Source organism: Streptomyces sp. B1866 (genome assembly GCF_031932565.1).
Lineage (GTDB): Bacteria > Actinomycetota > Actinomycetes > Streptomycetales > Streptomycetaceae > Streptomyces.
In genome coordinates this window covers 389-23,149 of record NZ_JAVSCF010000083.1, presented here as the reverse complement: position 1 = coordinate 23,149, position 22,761 = coordinate 389, and the positions used below count along the sequence as shown (strand labels likewise).

The following is a 22,761-nucleotide window of genomic DNA, read 5'->3' as shown; positions in this document are numbered from 1 at the left end:
CTCCGCGCCGGCCGCCGCCTCGACGGGGTCGCCGCGGCACGCCGCCCGGAACCAGGAGCCGGCGCCGGCGGGCGGCCCGGCGCAGGGCGGCGGCAGACCCTCGCCGGCCCTGCCGCTGCGCACCGCCCACCCCCGGGCCGAGGAGGACGCCGACCGGCCGCCGCTGCCGCGACGCAGCGGAACCTACCTGGCGCCCGAGTTCTACGAGAACGACTCCGCCTGCGAGGACGACGCCGCCGGTCCCACGCCGGGGCTGATGGCCCGGTTCTCGGAGGGCGTCGCCCGCGCCGACGGGGACGGCCCGCTGGGCTCCACCGTCCACACGAGCTAACCGCACCTCAAGGCACCTCAAGGAGGACATCGATCATGGTGAGTGAAGTGTCGCCGGGCCGGTCAGCCGAACTCGACTGGCTGCTGGCCAACTTCATCGAGCGGATCGCCCACACGCGCAGCGCCGTGGTGGCGTCGAGCGACGGTGTGAAGAAGCACCTGCACGGGCTGACCGCCGACCAGGCGGACCGGCTCAGCGCCATCGCCACCGGCCTGTGCTCGCTGGCGCGGGGGGTCGGCGACTTCGTGGAGCACAGCACGGGCAAGGTGCGGCAGGTGGTCGTGGAGCACGACGACGGGCTGCTGTTCGTGTCGCGGGCGGGCAACAGCGCCGTGCTGGCGGTGCTGGCCAGCCACGAGGCCGACCTGAGCCTGGTCGGCTACGAGATGGCGCAGCTCGTGAAGTCTGTCGCCAGCCACCTGGCCACACCGGTGCGGACCAGCGTGTCCCCCGGTGCGGCTCTGTGAGATGACGGTGAAATGACTGGGTCCGATGCCTACAACAACGAACCGTGGGTCGACGATGACACGCCGGCCCTGCGCCCGTACGCGCTTACGCAGGGGCGCACCCGCCCCACCCAGGAGCTGAGTCTGGCCTCACTGGTCCGGGCCAGCACGAACGCCTCGGCCGACCTGAGTCCCGAGCACGACCAGGCGCTGGACCTGTGCCGGGTGGGGCCGAGATCGGTGGCCGAGGTCGCGGCGACCCTGCGCCTGCCGGTGCAGGTCACCAAGGTGCTGCTGGCCGACCTCATCGACTCCCACACCCTCATCCTCTCGATGCCCGCCCGGGCCGCCGACCCCGCGGACCCGCTGATCCTGGAGGCGCTGCTTGTCGGCCTTCGACAACTCTGACGCGTCACTGACGCCGCTGAAGATTGTGATCGCCGGTGGCTTCGGCGTGGGGAAGACGACCATGGTCGGGGCCGTCAGCGAGATCAAGCCGCTGACCACCGAGGAGACTCTGACCTCGGCCAGCATCGGCACCGACAACCTGCACGGGGTGGAGCGCAAGGCCACCACCACGGTGTCCATGGACTTCGGCCGTATCACCTTCCCCCAGCAGCAGCTGGTGCTGCTGCTGTTCGGCACCCCGGGGCAGCCGCGGTTCTGGTTCATGTGGGAGGACCTGGCGCTGGGCGCGGTCGGTGCGGTGGTGCTGGTGGACACCCGCAGGCTGCTGGACTCCTTCGCCGCCATCGAGTACTTCGAGCTGCGCAAGGTGCCCTTCGTCGTGGCGGTCAACGAGTTCGACGGATCGTTTCGCTACGACCCGAACGAGGTGCGCGACGCACTGGAGCTCAAACCCGACGTGCCGGTGCTGCTGTGTGACGCCCGCACCTCGGCCTCGGCGCGGCGGGTGCTCATCGCGCTGGTCGAGCACGCCCAGCGGATGTCCCTGGCCCAGCGCTCCCCGGCGGCGTACGACGCGCCCGCCCGCTGACGCCGCGCCCCGGTCCGTCCGCCGCCTCCCCCGCCCCCCGCAACCCGCATCCCCTTCCAGATCGGAGCCGACGCATGTCAACCTTCGACACCGACAGCGGCCGCCACCTGCTGACCCCCAACGACGCCAAGGCGCCGCTGCGCGACGCCCGGCTGCGCGAGCTGGGCCTGACCGACCGCGCGGACCCGGAGTTCGACGCGTTCTGCGCCGAGCTGGCCCAGACCGCGGCCCGGATCGTGGGCCGGCCCAACGCGCCGTACGCGATGATCAACTTCATCACGCAGGACCACCAGTTCTTCGCGGGCCTGTACACCCCGCCGAGCCACGACCAGCCCACGCCCGGGACGAGCGCGGAGGGCGGCCCGGAAGTCGGCCGGATCATGACCCTGGACCAGGGGTACTGCCCGCACGTGGTCGACCGGGGCAAGGCCCTGGTGCTGCCGGACGTGTGCGCCTACCCGCGGTTCGCCGGCAACGAGGTCGTCGACCACATCGGCATCCGCACCTACCTGGGCGCGCCGCTCATCGACACCCAGACGGGTACGGCCCTGGGGACCATCTGCGTGGTGGACACCGAGCCGTGCCCGTGGGGCCGGGAGGGGCTGGCGTTCATCAAGGACCGCGCGGAGCAGGTCATCCAGCTCATTCAGCGCCGCGCGGGCTGACGTCCTGACCGCGGCCTCGTCGCCCGGCGCCGGGTGAGGTGACCCGGCGCCGGGCGACGCGTGGCCGCTACACCGGCGCCGGTACGGTCCCGGGTGCCGGGACGCCCGCCTCCGGAAGCCCGCTCGCCGCTTCCGTGGGGGCGGCCAGCCGCTCCGACCACTGGCCGTGCGGGAGGCCGAGGGCCACCTCGGCCAGCCGCAGCCGCTGTACGTCGGAGGTGCCGGCCGGCGCGAAGATGTGGAAGGCGTCCCGCAGGAACCGCTCGACGGGCCGGTCGGTGTACAGCCCGGCGGCGCCGTGCACCTCCATCGCCTCGCGCGCGGAGTCCATCGCGTACTCGACGTTGACGAGCTTGGCGTTCTGCAGCTCGGCGTCGCAGGGCAGGCCGCGGTCCAGCAGGTGCACCGCGTGGTAGGCCGCCAGGCGGGCGGTCATCAGGCGGGACTGCATGGCGCCGAGCCGCTGCTTGACGGTGGCCAGTTCGGCCAGGGGCTTGCCGTAGCGGATCTGCCGCGCGGCGAAGGCGGCCGTCTCCTCCACGATCGCCTGGTGGATGCCCAGGGAGACGGCGGTCAGGTTCGGCCGGCCGTACAGCACGCTGGAGGAATACGCCACGGCGAGCCCGTCGCCCTCGCGGCCGAGCCGGTTCGCGGCCGGCACCCGGCAGTTGTCGAAGATGATCTCGCCGAAGCTGAAGCCGTGCAGGCCCATCGCGGTCTGCTGGGGGGCCAGCGAGCAGCCCGGCCGGTCGGCCTCGACCAGGAACGCCGACAGGCCTTCCGAGCCGCGCCCGGTGCGCACCACGACGCCGTGCAGGTCGCCGACGTGGCTGTTGCCGACGAACACCTTGCAGCCGTTGAGGATGTAGTCGTCCCCGTCGCGCCGCGCGGTCGCGGACATGCCCAGCACGTGGCTGCCCGAGGTGGGCTCGGTGACGGCGATGGTGGGCAGGCAGTCGCCGGCCGCGATGGCCGGAAGCCAGGTGTTCTTCTGCCTCTCGTCGCCGAAGTGCACGATTTTGGCCACGCCGAGCTGCGAGGCCTGGACCATGGCGCCCATGGCGCCGGCGGCCCGGGACAGCTCCTCGATGATGATGGTTTTGGCCAGGTGGCCCATGCCCATCCCGCCGTACTCGGCGTCGATGGTGACGCCGATCCAGCCCTGGCGCGCGATGAGTCGCGACAGCTCGCGATGCACGGTTTTGGAGGCTTCCATCTCCGGTATTCGGGGCCGTATGTGGGTGTCGGCGAATTCCCGGACGCGTGCCCTGAGCAGGCGGTGTGCGTCGGTACTGAAGTAGCCGTCCATCATGTGTGGGCTAGCCCTGCCTTCCTCGCGAGTCGCGTGTCACTGAACGTGACCGCCCTGGTGGTGCGCCGACGCACGTGCGGTACGGGCGCAGGCCGAGGACTCTCGTCTCATGGGTGAGTCATGGTGAGTCGTCGTGAGGGAATCAATCGACGTGTCGACATGGCCGGGATTGATGGGTGAGCGTGACCACGCTCAGCCCGCGCCGGCGCGCGGGCGGTCCGGAGCCTGATGTCCCGGCGGCCTCACGCGGTGGGGGTCACCTCACGGGTCCGGTCGGCCTGGCACAGCGCCGGTCTGACGGTCGGCGGGCACGGTCGACATCGGTCTCAAGCACAGTCACGGTCGCTCATTCTCGTAGGCGGACAGATGAAGCGGGCCGATATTCGGTCAGGCGCACTCACCCCCTCGGTCCCGGGGAGGTGAGGCACAGGAGTTACGGTGACGATTTATCGCCGTCGTTGCAGCACCGCTTTGCGAGCGTTCCAATATCGTTTGGAACCTTTGTCAACAGACGCTGGTGCCCGTATTTGACACGTTCCATCACTCATGTCGCCTTGCGCCGGTCAGTGCGGGCCGGCGGAAGCGACCATGGAACGATCCCGAGGCGTTCTGGCAACGACCTCCGGGACCCTGCAAGGGGCTGGAACGTTTCCCCGGCGGCCACCTCGTCCGTCGCAGGCGCCCCCTGAGTCACTTCTCGGCCATCTATCGATGTGTTCCGGCCATTGATGCCTACCTGTTTCCCGGAAGGCCAGGCGGCAACGCGTCGGATCCGGCGCGTTCGGCGATCAGACCTGGGGGTCGTGGCCCCAGTTCATGAGCGCATAGCGCCACCGGGTCCCGCCGACGTCGCCTTCCGGCCGCTGAGCCAGGTGGCGGTGGACGTATCCCACCACCTTGCGCATGTGGGCGAGGTCGTCCTCGGTGAGATCGGACGTCTTCGTTCTCAGCAGTCGCACGATCCGCCGCCCGGAGGCGTGCCCGACGCTCTCGCCGCCGGCCTTCTTCTGGCCCACACTGAGCGACTCCTCGGTGCGGAGCCACTGTTCCAGCCGGCGCGGCGAGAGGTTGACGGCCTCGCGGAACTCCCTGACCGTCTCCTCCGGCGCGGCGCCGCCGCGGGCCGGGCTCATGACCGCCGGTCGCCCTTCTTGTGCAGGACCTGGGGCCGGTGGACCGCCCTCTTGCCGGACTTCGCGCTCTCCACCTCGTACTGGGGCTTCTCCCGCGACGCGTCGACCGTGCGGCCGCCTGCCCGGGTGCGCTCGGTGATCTTGCGGACGACCGTCCCGAGCGCGGTGCTGCCGTGGATCCGCCAGGTCACCTTGTCGCCCCTGCGCAGCTGCTTGTCCTTCGACATGCGAGCGCCCCTTTCCGTCTCGTCCCGTCGTGCCGCCTGTCGCGGGCACGCGGGACGAGTGCCCGCCAGGGGCCGGTGGACGCAGCGCCCGGCCGCGGATCCGGGCCCGTACGGACCCGGAAAGACGCCGCGCGGGGGTCTGTCCGGAGGGCTAGCGCGCCAGCGCGAAGACCGCTCCGGCCACCGCGGCTCCCAGGGCCGCACCGGCGACGACCTGCGCCGGCGTGTGGTCCCGCAGCGCGACCCGGGACCATCCCACCATTGCGGTGAGCGGAGCGCACGCCAGCGCCCACGGACCGTAGGCGAATGCGAGGATCACGACGCTGCCGCAGGAGACCGCGGCGTGGACGGACACCTTCCAGGCCACCGTGATCGCCATGAGCACGACGAGTGTCGCGGCCATGGCCGCGACGAGGGCCACCATCTCCGGCGGCGCGCCGAGCAGCGCCATGGACAGCGTGCCCGCGGCGACCGAGCAGACGACGAAGACCAGCACGGCCAGGCGCTGCCGCCGCACGCCCACGTGCCGGTCGGCCCACCGGCCGCGGCGGACCCCGAAGCGGATGAACAGCACGGGCAGGACGGCCGCGAACACGGTCGCGTACAGCCCCCAGCCCGCCCCGGCCGCGCCGTCGGCGCGCCAGCCCACGGCCAGGGTCAGCGGAACGATCCAGTTCTTCGGCTCCAGGCCGTCGGTGACGAGGCGGGCGACTCGGCGCCGGGCCGGGGCCCTGCCGACAGCCGCCGCGCCGCCGGTGGCCTCGGCGGTGCCGGTCGTGTCGGTGGTCACTGCGCCGCCGTCTCCCGCCGGGAGCCCCCGGAGTCAGGCCCGGCGCCGGGCCCGGTGCCGGTCGGCCCGGACGAACCGGGAGAGCCGGGAGAGCCGGGCGAGCCCTCCAGGCGGGCGGCGGCGAACCGGCGCACGGTCTCGCCGCGCCGGGCGGCCCCGACCGCGCGCAGCCAGCGGGCCTCGGCGTCGAGGTCCACCGCGTCGCCCGGCGCGCCGGGCTGCCGCTCCACCAGGTCGACCGGCGGACGGCCGGCGAGCTTGGCGCGCCGGGCCGTCTCCAGCCAGCAGGCCTCGGCGGTCGCCCGCGCGGACGCGGTGCCCGGGCCCGCGCCCCGCCCGGCCGCGGCGGCCTCCCGCCGCAGGTCGGCCGTGGCGTAGGGGTGCAGCGCGAGGACGGCGTCGCGGATCTCCACCACCCGGCGGTGCAGCCGCATGCGCAGCTCCCTGCGGCGCAACTCCTCGTCCAGGACGACCTCGGGCACGGCCGCCGTCAGGTCGCGCCACAGCGGTCGCAGCCGCCACAGGTACCAGCCGTGCCGGGCGCCGCGCCAGGCCACGCCGACGGCGGGCACCGAGCTGCCCACCACAATGAGGCCGATGGCGAGCAGTTTCATGACGTCGGTGACGCCGCCGGCGCGCGCGTCGCTGCCGGAGCCGACGGCGCCGGTGAGCCGCAGCAGCAGGTAGCCCGCCCGGCACAGCGCGTACAGTACGCCCGCGGCCGTGCCCGCGCCCAGCAGCCGCAGGCCGGTGCGCAGCCAGCCGGCGCCGGCGTGCCGGCTGGAGCCCCAGAACAGCCAGGTAGCCACGGCCATGGCCGTGCCGAGGTAGGCGAGCCACACCGTCTGGTAGGCGGTGGCGATGCCGGAGCCGGCGCTGCGCTCGAAGAAGTCGACGTCCTCGTCGGCGCGCGGCACGAAGGCGAACAGGACGCCCATCGCCGCCATGGCCGCGCCCGCCGCGCCCAGCCTCACCCGCGCTCCGGCGCGCTCCTCGGGCCGGGTGATGACGACGACGAACTCCAGCACCGAGGCCGCGGCGACGATGCCCAGCGCGTGCTTGAGCAGGGTGGAGAGGTTGTTGACGCCGACGGCGCCGTCGATGGCGCGCATCACGTCCGGTACGCGCAGGGTCATCGCGCCGGTCAGCGCGGCGAAGGCGGCCCACAGCGTGCGCTGCCGGGCGGAGCGCACCGCCGAGGGCGCGCGCCACAGGGCCACCGCCCACAGCAGGACCAGGACAGCGTTCTCCACCGGGCCCTCCTCACGGCCGGTCGTGGCGGATGGGGTGGCCGAGGGCGTCGTTGAGCCGGTGCAGCACGCCGGCCGCCCGGCCGCCGCCCGACGCCCGGTCGGACGTGGCCTCCTGGGCGAGGATGCGGCCGCTGAGGATGGTCGCGAGGAGTTCGGCGTCCTTCTCCTCGTTGTCGCTGTAGCTGGTGCGACCGAGGATGTGCAGGACCTGGTCGAGGTCCAGCTCGTCGTCCCCCTCGCCCAGACCGTCCAGACCGTCCAGTCCGGCCAGACCGGCCAGACCGTCCGCCCCGTACGCGGCCGCACCGCCGGTGGGGCCTTCCAGCAGGCGGCCGGCGTACGCGGGCCGCTCCGCGTCGGGCGCGCCGTGCCCCAGCAGCAGGTGGGCCAGCTCGTGCAGCACGATGTGCAGCTTGTGCAGGGCGCTGGTGGCGGGCTCGTAGAAGATCAGGTCCGCCTCCCGGGTGGCCACCCACACGCCGCACGGCATGCTGGCGTCCGGGGCCCCTTCCAGCGGCACCAGCCGCAGCGGGCGGCCGCGCCGGGCGGCGACGCGGTCGCACAGGGTGTCGAGGTCGAAGGGCCGGGGTATGTCGAGCGTGTCGGCGACGGCCTCACAGCGAGTCCGGCGTCGCGTCTTGTACATGCGTACCTCGCTGACCGAAATGCGCGGTCCCGGTCCGCTCCGTCCCGTCCGGTCGGTTCGCCGGGCGGAGGGCATACCGGGGTCGCAGCCTATGCAGGGTCGCGGCCGGTCCTCAAGGCGGTGCCGCGCGCGCCGCCGGGATCCGGCCAGCCGGGCGCGGGGCGCGCGGCGCGGCGCGGCACGGCAGGGCTGCACGGTCCGTCACGCTCTCCTGACGCGCCCGGCCCGCGGCGCGGCGGCCGGGGTCTCGGGCAGCCCTTCGAGCCGTCGGGCCTGCTCGATCACGCCGCGGATGGCGCGCAGGCTGTCGGCGGACAGCCCGTTCATGCGTACGGCCACGTCCCGTACGTCGCCGTCCTGGAGGATCTCCGCGAGCTCGCGCTGGGACCGGGTCAGCTCGACCCGCTCCTTGACCCGGGCCAGCTTGGCGTCGACCCGGCTGGCGACGGCGTCGTCGAAGAAGTACGTGACGGGCACGCCGAAGAAGCCCGCGATCACGGTGAGGGTGCTCACCTTGGGGTCGGTGATCTCGCCCTTGCGGATCTTCTGGATGGTGGCGTGGGAGACGGTCGGCCCGTCGGGCCCGGCCTTCTTCCTGATCCCCTCCGCGATCTCCATGTAGCTCAGCGGCCCGCGGTCCGCGGGATGGAGCGTGGTGATGAGGTGATCGAGCTTCTGCGCGATGGTGCGCCCGTTCGCGGGAGTCACCTCGTCCACCTGATCGCTCCTCGCGGTCGGCCACGGGCCACGACGGCCGTGGTCCATCACCTCAACTTTACGGGGTTCGGACCCTCCAGGGACAGCGTAAAGTTTGGTTGACATTGCCCGCTCGGGGTGCCATATTGAATGCGGCCCGTAAAACAAAGTTGACGCTGCCGCGGCGTACGGGACGGGGGTGCTTACGCCGCGGCCGTCGGCGGACCGGGGGGAGCGGGCCGAGCGGGGGCAGCCCGGTGCGAGCGCACGCGGCTGCCCCCCGCGGAGCCCGGGTCGCGTGACGTGACCCGGGCTCCGCCGCGTCCCGCCCGCCGCGTCCGGGCAGCCGTGCGTCCCGGTCCCGCGCGTACGGGCGCTCTGCCCGCCGGGCCCGGCCGTCCACGCACGAGCCTCGCGCGTACGGGCGTCTCGCGTACGCGCGGGCCGTCCGCGTACGGCCGCCCGCCGAGCGCCAGGGCCGGCCACCGCCCGCCGCCCGTCCTCCGCCGTCAGGCCTCCGGCGCGCCCGTGCCGCCGTCCGGCCGCCGGGCCGCCGGAGCGGATCGCTCGGCCGGGGCGGCCGGGGCGGCCTGGGCGGGCGGCACCGCCGGTACCGGCAGCAGCGGCAGCCGCAGCGCGCCGTACGCGCCCTCCGGCACCGCCGGCCGCCGCGGCGCCACGGCCGCCACCGGCCGGTACCCCTCGCCCTGCNCGGCGCCACGGCCGCCACCGGCCGGTACCCCTCGCCCTGCGCCGGGCGCGGGTCGGCCTCGCCCTTGTTGGGCCACATCGACAGGGCCCGCTCCGCCTGCGCGGTGATGGTCAGCGACGGGTTGACACCCAGGTTGGCGGTCACCGCCGCGCCGTCCACCACGCTGACGCCCGGGTAGCCGTACAGCCGGTGGTACGGGTCGACCACGCCGTGCTCCGGGCTGTCGCCGATGGGGCAGCCGCCGAGGAAGTGCGCGGTCATCGGCATGTCGAAGATCTCTCCGACGCTGCCGCCCGCGAAGCCGTTGATCGACGCGGCCAGCGCCCGGGCGCCCTCCTCGGCGGCCGGAATCCAGTTCGGGTTCGGCGCGCCGTACCCCTGCCGGGAGGTGAGCCTGCCCTTGCCCAGCCCGGTCTTCTTCAGCGAGACGGTGAGGGAGTTGTCCAGCGACTGCATGACCAGGCCGATGATGCTGCGCTCCGACCAGCGGCGCCGGTCCAGCGACATGGCGAACACCACCGGGTGGCGCACGACCGTGCCCAGGTACCGCAGCCAGCGCGGGCCGCGCCCGGCGCCGGGCACCTGCTGGATGCTGAGCAGGCCCATGGCGTTGGACCCCTTGCCGTAGCGGACGGGCTCGATGTGGGTGTGCTCGTCCGGGTGCACCGAGGAGGTGATGGCCACGCCGCGGGTGAAGTCGGCCCGCTCGCCGTAGCGCCGGTCGGTGGTCTGCGCGCCGACCAGGGCCTCGGAGTTGGTGCGGGTCAGCTCGCCGAGCCGGGCGGAGATCCGCGGCAGGTGGCCGCCGTCGCGCATCCGGTGCAGCAGGGTCTGCGTGCCGTACGTGCCGGCCGCGACCACCACCCGCGCGGCGGTGAGGGTACGCGCCCCGGCCTTGCGCGGGTTCCGGGTGCGCGCGCCGGTGCGGCGCACGTCGACGGCGAAGCCCTCGGACAGCGGCCGCAGGTGGGTGACGGTGGTCAGCGGGTGGATCTCGGCGCCGCCGCGCTCGGCGAGGTAGAGGTAGTTCTCGGTGAGCATGTTCTTGGCGCCCAGCCGGCAGCCGGTCATGCACGAGCCGCACTCCACGCAGGCGCGCCGGCTCGGCCCGGCCCCGCCGAAGTACGGGTCGGGCACCTCCGTGCCGGGCGCGACCCGCACGCCCTCGGCTCCCTCTTCCACGGCGTCTTCGCCGTCCCCGAAGAAGACCCCCACCGGCGCCAGGTGGAAGGTGTCCCCGCAGCCCATCGCCTCGGCGGCGGCCTTCAGGTGGACGTCGGACGGGGTCGTGGTGGGGTTGGTCCGCACGCCCAGCATGCGCCGCGCCTGGTCATAGAAGGGCGCGAGTTCCGCCTGCCAGTCGGTGATGTGCCGCCACTGCCGGTCCTCGAAGAACGCCCTGGGCGGTACGTAGAGGGTGTTGGCGTAGTTCAGCGAGCCGCCGCCGACGCCCGCACCGGCGAGGATCAGCACGTTGGCCAGCACGTGGATGCGCTGGATTCCGTACAGGCCCAGCGCCGGGGCCCACAGGTAGTCGCGCAGGGCCCAGGACGTCTTCGGCAGGTCCTCGGCCGCGAATCTGCGCCCGGCCTCCAGCACGGCGACCCGGTAGCCCTTCTCTGTCAGCCGCAGGGCCGAGACGGAGCCGCCGAAGCCCGAGCCGATCACGATCACGTCGTAGTCGAAGGCGGGCGCGCCGTGCGGGGCGGGGTCCGTGCTGCTCATGAGGCGGCTCCTGCTGGATGGCTCTGGATGGCTCGGGGTTGGCCCGGGGTGGCCCGGGGTGGCCCGGGAGTGCTCGGGGCGGGGCCGTGGCGCGGGCGGCCCCGCCGGGACGGCAGGGGCGCGCGGTGGGTGCCGCGCGGGCCCGTACCGGCCCGCGGGCCGGGCGCCACGGGTGCCGGGAGCACCGGGGATGCGGGCAACCGTAGGCCGGGCCGCGCCCGGCGCGCGATGTGCGGGAGCCCAAGGCACCGCGGCGGACTGTGCCGCGAGGCACCTCCGAAGGTAGGTTTCGGCCATGGAGTCGACCGGTCCGGTGGCCGCCGAGTGGATACGGCACGTCGCCGAGCAGATCGCCGCCGAAGTGGACGAGCTGCTGCCCACCGTGGACGAGGCGATCTTCAAGGTGGCGCCGGTGCTCGCCGACGACCCCACCCTGGCCGCCGAGAGCCGCGCCAGCAGCCGGGCGAACGTGGTGCGCTGGCTGACCGCCATGCGGGTGCACCCCGGCGAGCCCCTGTCCCGGGACGCCCCGCCCGAGACCCTGGACCTGGCCCGCACGCTGATCCGGCGCGGCGTGGAGTTGCAGTCCCTGGTGCAGTCCTACCGCACCGGGGTGAACGTGGCGTGGCGGCGGTGGATGGACGTGGCCGCGGCCACCATTCCCTCCCGCGGCGACCTGGTCGACGTGCTCCAGGCGTCGTCGACGCTGATGTTCGCCTACGTCGACGGCGCGCTGGACGCGGTGCTGACGCAGATGGAGCAGGAGCGCGGGGATCTGCGCTCCGGCGCCGTGGCCCAGCGCGCCGAGACCGTCCGGCTGCTGCTGGACGGCGCGCCGATCAGCCTGGAGCGGGCCAACCGGCGCCTGGGCTACGACCTGGCGGCCCGGCACACCGCCGCCGTGCTGTGGGCCGAGCCGCCCGGCGCGGGCCAGGGCGTCCTGGAGCAGGCGGCGGCCGTGCTGGCGGTGGCCGCGCGCGCCCGCCGCCCGCTGACGCTGCCCGCGGGCACCTCGACGCTGTGGGCGTGGATCGCCACCCACGAGGAGCCCGACTGGGCGGCCCTGCGGGCGGCGCTGGCCGAGCACGCCCCGCCGAACGTGCGGGTGGCGCTCGGCCCGCCCCGGGAGGGCATCGCCGGGTTCCGCCGCGGCCACACGGCGGCCGTGGCCGCCCAGCGGCTGCTGGCGGGCACGCCCCGGTCCGACCAGCTCACCGCCTACCACGAGATCGAGGTGGTGGCCCTGGCCGGCCGCGACCAGGAGCAGACGCAGGAGTTCACGGCCGGGGCGCTCGGCCCGCTGGCCGGTGCCGGGGCGGGCCTGGAGACGCTGCGCGACACGGTGCGGGTCTACCTGGACGAGGGCGGCAACGCGCCGCGCGCCGCCCGCCGCCTGCACACCCACCGCAACACCGTCCTGCACCGCGTGGCGCGCGCCGAGGCGCTGCTGGGCCACCCGGTCGGCGAGCGGCGGCTGGCGCTGGCCCTGGCGCTGGAGCTGGTCCACCGGCTCGGCGACCGCGCCCTGCCCCCGGCCCCGCCCTCCGCCTGAGCCGCGCCGCGCGGCTCGCCCCGCGCGGGGCGAGCCCCCGGGCCGTACGCGCACGTACGCGCCTGTGGGGGCCGGTGCGGCGTACGGGCCGGACAGGGACCTTTGAGAGTATGCGTCTGGCAACCCGCGCGGGCCCCGACCGGCCCGTACGGCCGCCGCGACCGCACCCGCGACGCGCACCGCCGCGGGACCGCACCGGGAGGGGAGACGCCCATGACCAGGCCGACCGAGCCGACCACGCCGCCAGGCGGGCGCGGGCCGGGCGCCCAGGACGCCGTGGAGACCGTACGGGTCCGCCGCGCGGGCCGGGCCGGGTTCCTCGTCCTCAACCGGCCCCGCGCGCTCAACGCCCTCGACCACGGCATGATCCGCCGCCTGCACGCCGCGCTGGACGCGTGGGAGCGGGACCCGGCGGTGGCCGCCGTCGTCGTCACCGGCGAGGGCGAGCGGGGCCTGTGCGCGGGCGGCGACATCCGGAACATGCACGCGGACGCCGTCGCCGCCGGCGGCGCCGCCTCCCGGGACTTCTTCCGCGACGAGTACCGGCTCAACGCCCGCGTCGCCCGGTATCCCAAGCCGTACGTGGCACTCATGGACGGCATCGTGATGGGCGGCGGCGTGGGGATATCCGCGCACGGCGGCGTGCGGGTGGTCACCGAGCGGACGGCGCTGGCCATGCCGGAGACCACCATCGGTTTCGTGCCGGACGTCGGCGGCACGTACCTGCTCAGCCGGATGCCGGGCGAGACCGGCACGCACCTGGCGCTGACCTCGGCGCGGATCGGCGCGGGCGACGCGATCGCCGGGGGCCTGGCCGACCACTTCGTGCCCTCCTCACGGCTGCCCGCGCTGGTGGCGGCCCTGGCGGACGGCGAGCCGGGCGCGGCGGTGGCCGCCGTGGCCGAGCCCGCGCCGCCCGGAGAGCTGGCCGCCCACCGCGCGTGGATCGACGCCTGCTACGCGGCCGACACCGTGGAGGAGATCGTCGCGCGGCTGCGGGACGCCGGCGTACCGGCCGCCAAGGAGGCCGCCGGCCTGCTCGCGGAGAGGTCGCCCACCGCGCTGAAGGTCACCCTGCGGGCGCTGCGCCGGGCCCGCCGCCTCGGCTCGCTGGAGGCGGTGCTCGACCAGGAGTACCGCGTCTCCTGCGCGTCCCTGTCCTCGCCCGACCTGGTGGAGGGCATCCGCGCCCAGGTGATCGACAAGGACCGCGCGCCGCGCTGGTCGCCGCCGTCGCTGGCGGCGGTGGCCGAGGCGGACGTGGAGCGGTTCTTCGCCCCGCTGGGCGAGCGGGAGCTGGGCCTGGCGCCGGGCGCCGCGGCCGGGTAGCGCCGCCTCGGGCCCGGCGGTCAGTGCGCGGGGACGCCGGGCCAGGTGAAGGTGGCGACGGACCCCGCCGGCAGCCGGTAGGAGAAGGACCTGCCGTCGTCGGTGACCGAGAACGTACGGCCGGTGTCGTCGGCGTTGAGGACGACGCTGACGCGCGTGCCGTCCGGGTTCTCGAAGGTCACGTTCTCCAGCCCGGCCGGGCCGCGCACGGTGGAGGCGATGCGGTGGGCGCCCGGGCGCACGAACTTCGACACGTGCCCGAGGGCGTAGTACTCGGTGTTGCGGCGCACCGAGGAGCCGTCGATCTCCACGACGCCGTTGCAGTCCCGGCACCAGCCGAAGCCGGGGCGGCCGTCGGGGTCGAGGGCGAGGTTCCACAGGACGACGGTCTCCGAGCCCTCGCGCAGCGGCCGGATCACCAGGTTCCGCGTCTGCCAGCGCAGCGCCTCGGCGAAGTCCTGGGCGCCGTCGTGGCCGTCGGTGGTGCTGCACTCGGTGAACAGCACCCGCTCCCCCGCCCGCAGCAGGTCCCGCTGCCGCTCCGGCTCGCCGCCGTAGCAGTGGAAGGACGCGCCCGCCACCCGTCCGATGCCCGCCGTCCTGCGCAGCACGTCCAGGGCGTACTCGGCGTGGTTCCAGTTGTGGTCGAAGGCCAGCAGCCGGGTGCCGAGCCCGGCCGCGGTCAGCTTCTCGTCCAGCAGGCGGAACAGCCGCACCTGCTCGCCCGACGACATGCCCATGGAGGGGTAGAGCGTCTCGAACAGCGGCTCGTTGGCGACGGTGAGGTAGTCGACCGGGACGCCCTCGTCCCGGTACGCCTCGACGGCCTCGACCAGGTAGTCGGCATAGTCGGCGTAGTGGTCGGGCTTCAGGTCGCCGCCGCCGAGGCTGCCGCTGTCCTTCATCCAGCCGGGCGCGGTCCAGGGCGAGGCCATGACGGTCAGGCCGGGGTTGATCGCGCGGGCCCGGCGCAGCAGCGGAAGGATCTCCCGCTTGTCGCGGTCGATGGAGAACAGGCCGGGGAAGTCCTCGTAGGAGTAGTACGGCAGGTGGGCGACGAAGTCCGTGCCGCCGAAGGGCTGGCGCAGGAAGTCCAGTCCGATGCCGTCGCCGTCGGCGGAGAACAGGTCGTGCAGCAGTGCCTCGCGCGTGTCCTCGGGCAGCCGGGCGATCAGGTGCGCCGACGCCTCGGTGAGAGAGCCGCCCATGCCGGTGAAGCGCTGCCGGGGCCGCCCCGCGTCCACGTCGATGGCCGTGCCTCGCCGGGCGCTGCCGAAGGGCGCGTCCTCGGCCCTGGCCAGCTTCCGGCCGCCGTCGGGCGTGGTGATCCACACCTGCGCCCTGGTCGCGGCGGCCTGGGCCGGGAAGGCGGGGGTGTAGCCGACGACGGCCAGCGCGAGGGCGGTCGCGGCGGCGGCGAACCGGGCGGTGGGGCCGGGGGACCTGACGGCGCGCGGCGCGCGGGCACGCGTCCCACGCGCGAGTGAACGCAGTTTGAAGGGGGGCACGTTGGCGCTCCTTCCGCGTGAGTGGCCAGGTCAAACCGGTCCGCCCTGGGTGCTCCGCACCGGGCGGCGCCGGTCCGTGGCGCCAGCGGCCGACCCCACCCGACCCGCGCGGGCTCGCGCGGCCGTCGCCGCACGAGGCGCGGCCCAGGCGGCCCGTAGGCCCAGGGGCCCGGACCGCCTCCGCCCGGCGCCCGCCTCGCGGCACTCGGCGCTCCGGACGCGCGGGCACAGCCCCGCGCCCGGGCGGCCGACCGACCCCGGTCCACACCCGCACCCGCTCACTGCCCGGACCCGGCGTCGCCTCGGCGCCACCGCGTCAGCCGGGGCGTACGTACGGCCCCGCACCCGCGGGCCGGGTGACGCCAAGGGCGGCCGTACGGGCCGGACCGTACGGCCGCCCCGCTCAGGACTCCTCGGACGCGCCCTGCCAGACGCCCGCGCGCCGGGGCGTGTCCTGCCAGATGCGCTGGGACGCGGGCTCCAGGTCGGCGGCGACCGACACCGGCACGTCCCAGATCCGGGCCGCTCCCCCGTCCGCGCGGTACTCGGGCCAGCCCGGGTCGCCGCTCGTGGCGAAGGAGGTCCACGCCTTGCGGATCTCCTTGGCCAGCGTCTCCGCCTCGGCGGGGACGGGGTCGCCGAGCACGACGGAGGCGAACTGGTCGCCGAAGGTGCCGAAGGTCAGCGGCAGGTCGAGGGCGTGGCACGCGGCGAGCGCGCCGTCCAGGGCGGGCGTGGCCCAGGTCAGCTCGTATGCCCAGGCACGGCCTGGGTGGTCCTGGGCGCACCACAGCGAGGGCATGCGGAAGAGCGCGTCGGACTGGACGAGCACGTACAGGTCGCGGTCGGAGATGCCCGGGTGGGCGGCGCGGTAGTCGGCGAGGGCGGCCGGCGGCAGGCCGGCCCGCCGGGCGGCGGCCTGCGGGTCCTGCGAGGACGGGTCCTCGTTCAGCGCGAACAGGGTCCACTCGTCGCGGTTGAACCCGGAGATCAGGTCGACCTCGGCGCGCAGCCGCCGCCAGGGCAGGCCGGGGACCACTTCCCCGCCCAGGACCGGCCCGAACGGGGTGACCTGGCCGGAGGCCGCCTGCACGGCGTGGATCGCCTCGGACGGCAGCTGTCCGAACGCCTCGGTTGTGGCGGGCACGCCGACGGCCGCCGCGATCCGCTCGGTGACGGCGCGGGCGCGGCGGGGGGAGAGGTAGGAGTCGGCGGAGCTCTGCGCGATGGTCCGGCGGAACAGGCCGCGTCCGGCGTCCGCCGCGGTCAGCGCCACGACCGAGGTGCCGCCCGCCGACTCGCCGAAGAACGTCACGTTGTCCGGGTCGCCGCCGAACCGGGCGATGTTCTCCCGCACCCAGCGCAGCGCGGCGAGCTGGTCGAGCAGGCCCCGGTTGTCCGGGGCGTCCGGCAGCAGGCCGAAGCCCTCGAAGCCGACCCGGTAGTTCAGCGTGACCACGACCACGCCGGCCCGCGCCAGGTGGGTGCCGTCGTACAGCGGCTGGCGGGCGGTGCCGCCGATGAAGGCGCCGCCGTGGACCCACACCATGACCGGCAGCCCGCCGCCGGACGCGTCGGGGGTCCACACGTTCACGCTGAGGCAGTCGGCGCCGTCGCCGGGCCGCCACGCGGAGGGCGTGCCGGAGAGGAGCGCGACCTGCGGCACGTCGGCGCTGAAGCGGTCGGCCTCCCGCGTGCCGTCCCACCGCTCGGGCGGGGCCGGGGCCTGGAAGCGCGCGGGTCCCTCCAGCGGCGCCGCGTACGGGACGCCCTTGAAGGAGCTGACGCCGTCGCTGTCGGTCCGGCCGCGCACCGCACCGTACGCCGTCCGCGCTGTCGGGTCTGCCAGAACCACGACTCCCCCTCACTCTGGGATGCCAGTTGCAGCCTACACAGTGCCATACCGGCCGGTACGTGTCTGCGGCCGGGGTACGGCGGCTCCCGGGCGGTCCGGGTGCGGGCGTGCGGTCCGCGCGGGACCGGACGGGTGGAACAGCCGGAAGTTCACTCGGACGGCGGTATCGGCATCGCCGGTCACTGCATAGCCCATTAGGTTGATGGAGAGTCCCGGGGACTCTCTGGTGAAGCCGTCGGATTTCCGCAGCACCCGCGCGAGGAGGACCGCTATGTCGCAGGCGACTCAGACCGTGAAGATCCCGGCCGACCGGAAGGTGGAAATACGGACGTACAGCAATGCGCAGTTCAAGCAGAAAGTCACGTTCACCTGTAAGAAAACGGGTTCTCCGGATCAGGTGTGGGAAGTCACCGGCTCCGGGCAGGACAACGCGCCGCTGACCAACAAGGAGATCACGGACGGCATCAAAAAGCTCGACGCGGATACCGCCGAACGCACCCTCGACGTGACGATCAAGCACCAGCCGGACCCGAACGCCGAGGAATGGCCCGACTCGGACACCTATCTGACCAGCTCCACCATGGGTCTGCTGAAGACCCGGGCGATCCTGTCCGAGGACATGGCCGGGCACCCGGACTGCGACAACGACCTCAACGACGCGGTGGTGCTGGTGAGCTGGTGGGAGCCGCCGCAGGAGTGAGGCGGGGCCGCCGCGGGGCGATCGGGACCCGGGGGAATCGGGAGCCCGGGCCCGCCGCCCGCCGGCCGGAGAACGGCCGCGGGGGCGGGCCCGGGCCCGCACGCGCGTACGGACCACGCGGCACGCGCGTAGGGACCACGCCGCTCGCGCGTACGGGCGCGGGGTGCGCGTACGAGCGGCGTGGCGCGCGGCCGTCAGGGCGCCGGGGGCACCTGGAAGCTGGGCCCGCACACGGCCTGCGCTCCGGCGGCCGGGACGGCCGCCGGATCCGGCACCGGCTTCTTGTCGGGGTCCCAGGTGTACGGGCCGGGCTCGGCGGGCTTCTCCTCCGGCGCGGGGAACGCGAACAGCTCCTTGGCCCGCAGCTCGACGGAGTACATCTGCGAGACGGTGCCCTGGAGTTCCTCGGGGTGGCCGTTGAACACCCGGTGCAGGCCCTGCAGGAGGTCGCCGTAGACCCGGTTGAAGCGCTCGGAGGCGCTGCGGGCGAGCGAGTCGGCCGGAAGGCTCTGTGTGACCGGGTCGTCCACCATCGGGTAGACGCCGTCCTCCTCGAAGGGGATCTCCGGGCCGGTGAAGTCCCAGGACCCGTCGTCCTGTTCCGCCAGCTCCCGGCCCTTCACGATCTGCTGGAACCGGTAGTAGTGGGCGGGCTCGCCCCCGTACTCCGGCTTCCCCTGCGCGCCCTCGCCCTGGTAGATGATCTCGTTGATCGCCGCGGTGGCGGTCTTGAGGTCCTTGACCCGGATGAGGTTGCCCGGCGCCCCGCCCGGCCAGTCCACCAGCTGGAGTCCCGGCTTGTCGACAAAGGGATTCCGACCGCTCTTCACCAGGTGGTCCATGCCGAGGATGACCTGCTGGTAGAGCCAGGCGATCGTGTACTTCTTGTACGTGGCCTTCCGGTAGAACTGGAGCATCGGCTCGTAGACGTCCTCCCGCATCGTCTCCGCGCCGACGACCGACCTGGTGTCCGGGTCCTCGTAACCGGTGATCTCACCGTTCTCCACCGTGAGCAGGTGCGGGTGGATCAGCCGGGGAGCCACCTCGTCCTGGGCCATCGCCTTGGGCAGCAGCGGCTCCTCGGGCTGCTCGATGCCCATGAACACCTCGCGGACCTGCTTCTTGGAGCACTTGCGCAGGTGGATCATCAGGTCGGGCAGCACCCCGCCCGGCAGGTGGGCGGGGTAGACCGGGACGAAGCCGGGCCGACCGATCCGGGGCGCGCCGCCCACGGCGTTCATGACGTTGGCCACCAGCGCCATGTGCAGCATTTCCTGCATCACCACGCTGCGCAGGATCCGCCCGACCTCCGGGTTGCGGCCCGGTTTGAGGGAGAACAGGGCGCACAGGTAGGCCGGGATGGTGGAGTGCTCCAGTTCCAGCGCGATCTGGAGGAGCCGCCGCAGGTCGTCGGCGTTGCGGATGCGGGCGAACGGCGGGTCGCCGGGCTCGTTCAGCCAGGCCACGATCGCGTCCCGCCTGCCCGGTGACAGGTCCCGGGTCACCGGCATGTACGCCGGGGACTCGACGGGCACGGTGAACACGTGCTTCAGCCGCTCCCGGTACGTGACGACGTCCCGGTAGCTGCCGAGGTCGACCACGTCCCGCATCGCCGGGTAGAGGTTGGCGTACTGCTGGAGGATCGGGTGCACGTCGGAGACCCAGGAGGTGTCCTCCGGCTTCCGGTACGGGTAGTGGTTCCAGACCAGCACGAACAGCGCGCCGTCGTCGGCGACCACCTCGTTCGGGGACTCGGCCTGCCCCTCCTGGGGTGCGGACGGCTGGTACACCCTGCCGTATCCGAGCTGCGGCCAGAACTGGCCGTCGATGTACCCGCGCGGGTTCTTCGGGTCGGTGGCCGTCAGCCGGACCCGGGCGACGCCCCGGGCGTCGGTGGTCACCGGCGGGATCGGCTGGAGGCCCCGCGGCGCCGTCTCCCCCTCCTTCTGCGGCCCGCCGGGGAAGGCGATCCGCGCGTTCGCCAGCGGCTTGCCGTACTGCGTGGCGTGGATCCGCACCTCCGGCCCCAGCTCGATCTCCTCGGGGTCGTTCGGGTAGATGCGGTAAACGAAGTCGTCGGCCCGCGCGTACGTGGCGTCGTCGTTCTCCGCGAGCAGCAGCCCGTCCTTGTTACGCAGCCCGATGCGGCACCTGGCCGCCAGTTTCGCGTGCTCCTCGGAGAGCCGGAGGGTGGCGATTCCGGCGAAGGTCCGGTAAAAGGCGTCGTCGAAGCGGTCGAGCTGGCCGACGACCAGCGACCCGCCGCCGGGCTGGAGCAGCACCACCTGCAACGCGCCGAAGTCGACCGGCGGCCCGCCGGGGCTGGTGCACGGCATGCTGTTGCCCAGGTCGACGTGCAGCAGTCTCTTCTCGGTGAGCAGGCACGTCGCTTCGGCGGGCCTGCCCTGGTAGACGTACTGCGGCTTGGCGCCGCCGGGCATGCGCAGGCGGCGCGCGGGCACGAACTGCCGGGGCTCGTCGGGCCCGCACAGGCCGATGGAGCCCACGATGCGGCCCGTGGTGAAGTTCGGCGACTGCCAGTCGACGCTGTAGCCGTCGAGGGTGAACTTGATGGACAGGCTGTCGCCGACGGTCGCCTGCGCCAGGTCCCCGGTGACGAACGCCGAGTCCGACTTCGCCGACTCCTCGTTCCGCAGCCTGACGACCGACTGGTACATGGCCGAGGCCCGGGTCATGCCGTTGCGGTGCGGGGCCCGGCCCCAGATGTCCACGAAGGTCGCGGGACGGAAGTCGCCGTACCGCGCGAGGCGGCCCATCCGGTCCAGCAGCCGCAGCCGCAGGCCCCAGATCGTGGTGGACATCTGCTGCTGGGGGTCGATGTCCGACAGCTTGGCGCTGACCCGGTGGCCGTCGTCCACCAGGGAACCGCCCACGATCGGGTCCACGTCGCCGGAGGTCACCACCGTGCCGTCCCGGCGCACCACGCTGGTCACCGTGCAGTCGGACAGGCGGAACGAGGCGCCTCCGCGCGGGTTCCACTGGCCGCTGTCGCGGACCGCGCCCCGCTTCTGCCACCGCGGCTCGAACGTGTCGATGTCGTAGTGCTCGGGCTCGTTGTTGACGGTGGACGGGTCGGTGAAAAAGCGTCCGGCGAAGTGCAGGCGCGGGTATTCCAGATAGCTCAACAGAAAACTCCGATCGAACGGGTCGCGGTGCGCTGGAAGCGACTTCCGACGGCCGTCGGGTGCGGTGGCGCAGACAGTGCCGGGACTTTCCGGGACCTCTTCCGGGACGCCGCTCCCTATGTATCGCGGCCGGAAAGCGGCGAATCCCTCCGAACGGGTGGGAGTTCGCGGGCCGCGGGCCCCTGACGGCCCGGGCGCGCGGAAAGCGGCGGCGCGCCCGGCGGGCGCGGACGGCCGGTGTCGCCCGAGTGGGCTTCCGGCGTCGTCCCCGAGGGTGACAAGTGCGCGCAGGTGCGGCGCGCGGCCCGGCCCGGCCCGTACGGTCCATATGTCAGCCGGTCATACATTCCGAGAATTCCGGGGCTTTCGGGTTGCCGGGCCGCCGGATGCGGCCCGGACGGTCCCGGTGACCTACCGAGCCCGGTGACCTACCGAGGGAGAGCGGCATGCAGCAGACGGGGCGCCGGACGGGCGTCTGGCTGGTCGGGGCGCGCGGCGCGGTCGCCACCACCGCCGTGGCCGGTGCGGCGGCGGTCCGGGCCGGGCTCGCCGGGCCGACCGGCTGCGTGACCGCGCGCGACGGCTTCCCCGGCGGCGCCCTGCCGCCGCTGGACGGCCTCGTCTTCGGCGGGCACGACCCGAGCGGCGTGCCGCTGGCCGACCGCGCCGCCGAGCTGGCCGCCCAGGGGGCCCTCCCGGCCCGGCTGCCGGAGGCGGTCGAGAAGGACCTGGCAGCCGCCGAGCAGGAGATCCGCCCCGGCTACCCCGACCCGGCCGGGCGTACGGACGCGCCGCAGGCCGAGGCGGCCCGCGCGCTCGCCGCCGACCTGGCGGGCTTCCGCGAGCGGCTGGGCCTGGAGCGGGTGGTGGTCGTGCACGTGGCGTCCACCGAGGCGCCGGTGCGGCTGCGGCCCGAGCACGACGACCTCGCCGCGCTGGAGCGGGCCCTGGCCGCCGAGCCGGACGTGCTGCCGCCCAGTTCCCTGTACGCGTACGCGGCGCTGACCGCCGGTTGCCCGTACGTGGACTTCACCCCCTCTCCCGGCATCCGGCTGCCCGCCCTGCACGACCTGGCCCGCCGCTGCCGCCTGCCCTACGCGGGCGGCGACGCCAAGACCGGCGAGACGCTGGTGCAGTCGGCGCTGGCGCCGATGTTCGCCGCCCGGCACCTGCGGGTGCGCGCCTGGTCGGGTACGAACCTGCTGGGCGGCGGCGACGGCGCCACCCTGGCCGCGCCGGGCCCCGCCGCCAGCAAGGCCGTCTCCAAACGGCGGGGCCTGGCGCCCATGCTGGGGTACGCGGTCGAGGGCGACGTGCACATCGACTGCGTACCGGCGCTGGGCGCGTGGAAGACCGCGTGGGACCACGTGGCGTTCGAGGGGTTCCTCGGCGTGCCGATGAGCTGCCAGGTCACCTGGCAGGGCTGCGACTGCGCGCTCGCCGCTCCGCTGGTGCTCGACCTGGCCCGGCTGGCGGCGGCGGCGCACGCGGCGGGCCGGACGGGGCCGCTGGGCGAGCTGGGGTTCTTCTTCAAGAACCCGGTGGGGTGCGAGGAGTTCGGCCTGGCCGCCCAGTACGCGGCGCTGTGCGCCTTCGCGGCGGGGCTGGGCGGCGGGGCGGGCGGTTCGGGCGGGGTGGGCGGCGCACCCGGTGCGGCCGGTGCCGCCGGTGCGGCCAGCACGGCCGGAGCGGCCGGAGCGGCCGGAGCGGCCGGAGCGGCCGGAGCGGCCGGAGCGGC

General features: G+C 74.2%; 18 protein-coding genes and 2 pseudogenes. 9 read left to right on the top strand and 11 right to left on the bottom strand.

The window, feature by feature from the left end:
• The 5 genes and pseudogenes from RKE29_RS13825 to RKE29_RS13805 all read left to right on the top strand — a co-directional run.
• Nucleotides 1-331: pseudogene (locus RKE29_RS13825) on the top strand (hypothetical protein); the annotation flags it as partial.
• A 35-nt stretch (nucleotides 332-366) separates the two neighbouring features.
• Nucleotides 367-798, top strand: coding sequence for a roadblock/LC7 domain-containing protein (locus tag RKE29_RS13820; protein WP_312005513.1), 432 nt, complete (start codon nucleotides 367-369; stop codon nucleotides 796-798).
• A gap of 12 nt (nucleotides 799-810) precedes the next feature.
• The gene (locus RKE29_RS13815) at nucleotides 811-1,185 is read left to right on the top strand and encodes a DUF742 domain-containing protein (protein ID WP_312005512.1); all 375 of its coding nucleotides are present in this window, start codon (nucleotides 811-813) and stop codon (nucleotides 1,183-1,185) included.
• The gene (locus tag RKE29_RS13810; protein WP_312005511.1) at nucleotides 1,163-1,774 is read left to right on the top strand and encodes an ATP/GTP-binding protein; all 612 of its coding nucleotides are present in this window, start codon (nucleotides 1,163-1,165) and stop codon (nucleotides 1,772-1,774) included. The genes RKE29_RS13815 and RKE29_RS13810 overlap by 23 nt, the downstream gene beginning before the upstream one ends.
• Before the next feature lie 74 nt (nucleotides 1,775-1,848).
• Nucleotides 1,849-2,439 (top strand): GAF domain-containing protein, encoded by a 591-nt coding sequence (locus RKE29_RS13805; RefSeq protein ID WP_312005510.1) that lies wholly within the window; start codon nucleotides 1,849-1,851, stop codon nucleotides 2,437-2,439.
• 67 nt (nucleotides 2,440-2,506) lie between these two features.
• Here the strand turns inward: RKE29_RS13805 and RKE29_RS13800 are convergent, their stop codons facing one another.
• From RKE29_RS13800 to RKE29_RS13765, 8 genes and pseudogenes are all read right to left on the bottom strand, one after another.
• A complete protein-coding gene (locus tag RKE29_RS13800) occupies nucleotides 2,507-3,748 on the bottom strand; it encodes an acyl-CoA dehydrogenase family protein (protein ID WP_312005509.1) in 1,242 nt (413 codons plus the stop codon).
• A 791-nt stretch (nucleotides 3,749-4,539) separates the two neighbouring features.
• Nucleotides 4,540-4,884, bottom strand: coding sequence for a DUF3140 domain-containing protein (locus tag RKE29_RS13795; RefSeq protein ID WP_312005508.1), 345 nt, complete (start codon nucleotides 4,882-4,884; stop codon nucleotides 4,540-4,542).
• A complete protein-coding gene (locus tag RKE29_RS13790) occupies nucleotides 4,881-5,111 on the bottom strand; it encodes a DUF2945 domain-containing protein (RefSeq protein WP_312005507.1) in 231 nt (76 codons plus the stop codon). The genes RKE29_RS13795 and RKE29_RS13790 overlap by 4 nt, the downstream gene beginning before the upstream one ends.
• Nucleotides 5,112-5,262: 151 nt before the next feature.
• On the bottom strand, nucleotides 5,263-5,901 hold the full coding sequence (locus RKE29_RS13785; protein ID WP_312005506.1) for a hypothetical protein: 639 nt from the start codon (nucleotides 5,899-5,901) through the stop codon (nucleotides 5,263-5,265).
• Nucleotides 5,898-7,154 carry an MAB_1171c family putative transporter gene (locus RKE29_RS13780; RefSeq protein WP_312005505.1) on the bottom strand — a complete coding sequence of 419 codons (1,257 nt, stop codon included), beginning with the start codon at nucleotides 7,152-7,154 and terminating at the stop codon, nucleotides 5,898-5,900. The genes RKE29_RS13785 and RKE29_RS13780 overlap by 4 nt, the downstream gene beginning before the upstream one ends.
• Nucleotides 7,155-7,164: 10 nt before the next feature.
• On the bottom strand, nucleotides 7,165-7,800 hold the full coding sequence (locus RKE29_RS13775) for a hypothetical protein (RefSeq protein ID WP_312005504.1): 636 nt from the start codon (nucleotides 7,798-7,800) through the stop codon (nucleotides 7,165-7,167).
• Nucleotides 7,801-8,001: 201 nt separating this feature from the next.
• Complete coding sequence (locus RKE29_RS13770) at nucleotides 8,002-8,517, bottom strand: XRE family transcriptional regulator (RefSeq protein WP_312005503.1); 516 nt, start codon at nucleotides 8,515-8,517, stop codon at nucleotides 8,002-8,004.
• Nucleotides 8,518-9,005: 488 nt separating this feature from the next.
• Nucleotides 9,006-10,933 (bottom strand): annotated as a pseudogene (locus RKE29_RS13765) (GMC oxidoreductase).
• A gap of 295 nt (nucleotides 10,934-11,228) precedes the next feature.
• Between RKE29_RS13765 and RKE29_RS13760 the strand changes: the two are divergent.
• Nucleotides 11,229-12,485, top strand: coding sequence for a helix-turn-helix domain-containing protein (locus RKE29_RS13760; protein ID WP_312005502.1), 1,257 nt, complete (start codon nucleotides 11,229-11,231; stop codon nucleotides 12,483-12,485).
• Between the two features lie 276 nt (nucleotides 12,486-12,761).
• Nucleotides 12,762-13,814 (top strand): enoyl-CoA hydratase/isomerase family protein, encoded by a 1,053-nt coding sequence (locus RKE29_RS13755; RefSeq protein WP_312005514.1) that lies wholly within the window; start codon nucleotides 12,762-12,764, stop codon nucleotides 13,812-13,814.
• Between the two features lie 20 nt (nucleotides 13,815-13,834).
• On the opposite strand, the gene RKE29_RS13750 is transcribed toward RKE29_RS13755, so the two are convergent.
• Together RKE29_RS13750 and RKE29_RS13745 are read right to left on the bottom strand one after the other, a co-directional pair.
• Nucleotides 13,835-15,322, bottom strand: a complete 1,488-nt coding sequence (locus tag RKE29_RS13750; protein WP_312005501.1) for a glycoside hydrolase family 30 beta sandwich domain-containing protein — start codon at nucleotides 15,320-15,322, stop codon at nucleotides 13,835-13,837.
• Nucleotides 15,323-15,725: 403 nt separating this feature from the next.
• Nucleotides 15,726-17,177, bottom strand: a complete 1,452-nt coding sequence (locus RKE29_RS13745) for a carboxylesterase family protein (RefSeq protein WP_312005500.1) — start codon at nucleotides 17,175-17,177, stop codon at nucleotides 15,726-15,728.
• Nucleotides 17,178-17,448: 271 nt separating this feature from the next.
• Here RKE29_RS13745 and RKE29_RS13740 point away from each other — a divergent pair, with 271 nt between their 5' ends.
• Nucleotides 17,449-17,877: a hypothetical protein gene (locus RKE29_RS13740; RefSeq protein WP_312005499.1), complete on the top strand. Its 429-nt coding sequence runs from the start codon at nucleotides 17,449-17,451 to the stop codon at nucleotides 17,875-17,877.
• A 194-nt stretch (nucleotides 17,878-18,071) separates the two neighbouring features.
• Here RKE29_RS13740 and RKE29_RS13735 read toward each other — a convergent pair whose 3' ends face one another.
• The gene (locus RKE29_RS13735) at nucleotides 18,072-21,023 is read right to left on the bottom strand and encodes a ferritin-like protein (RefSeq protein WP_312005498.1); all 2,952 of its coding nucleotides are present in this window, start codon (nucleotides 21,021-21,023) and stop codon (nucleotides 18,072-18,074) included.
• Between the two features lie 446 nt (nucleotides 21,024-21,469).
• Between RKE29_RS13735 and RKE29_RS13730 the strand changes: the two genes are divergently transcribed.
• Nucleotides 21,470-22,761, top strand: a 1,292-nt coding sequence (locus RKE29_RS13730; RefSeq protein WP_312005497.1) for an inositol-3-phosphate synthase, incomplete at its 3' end; no start/stop codon positions are given.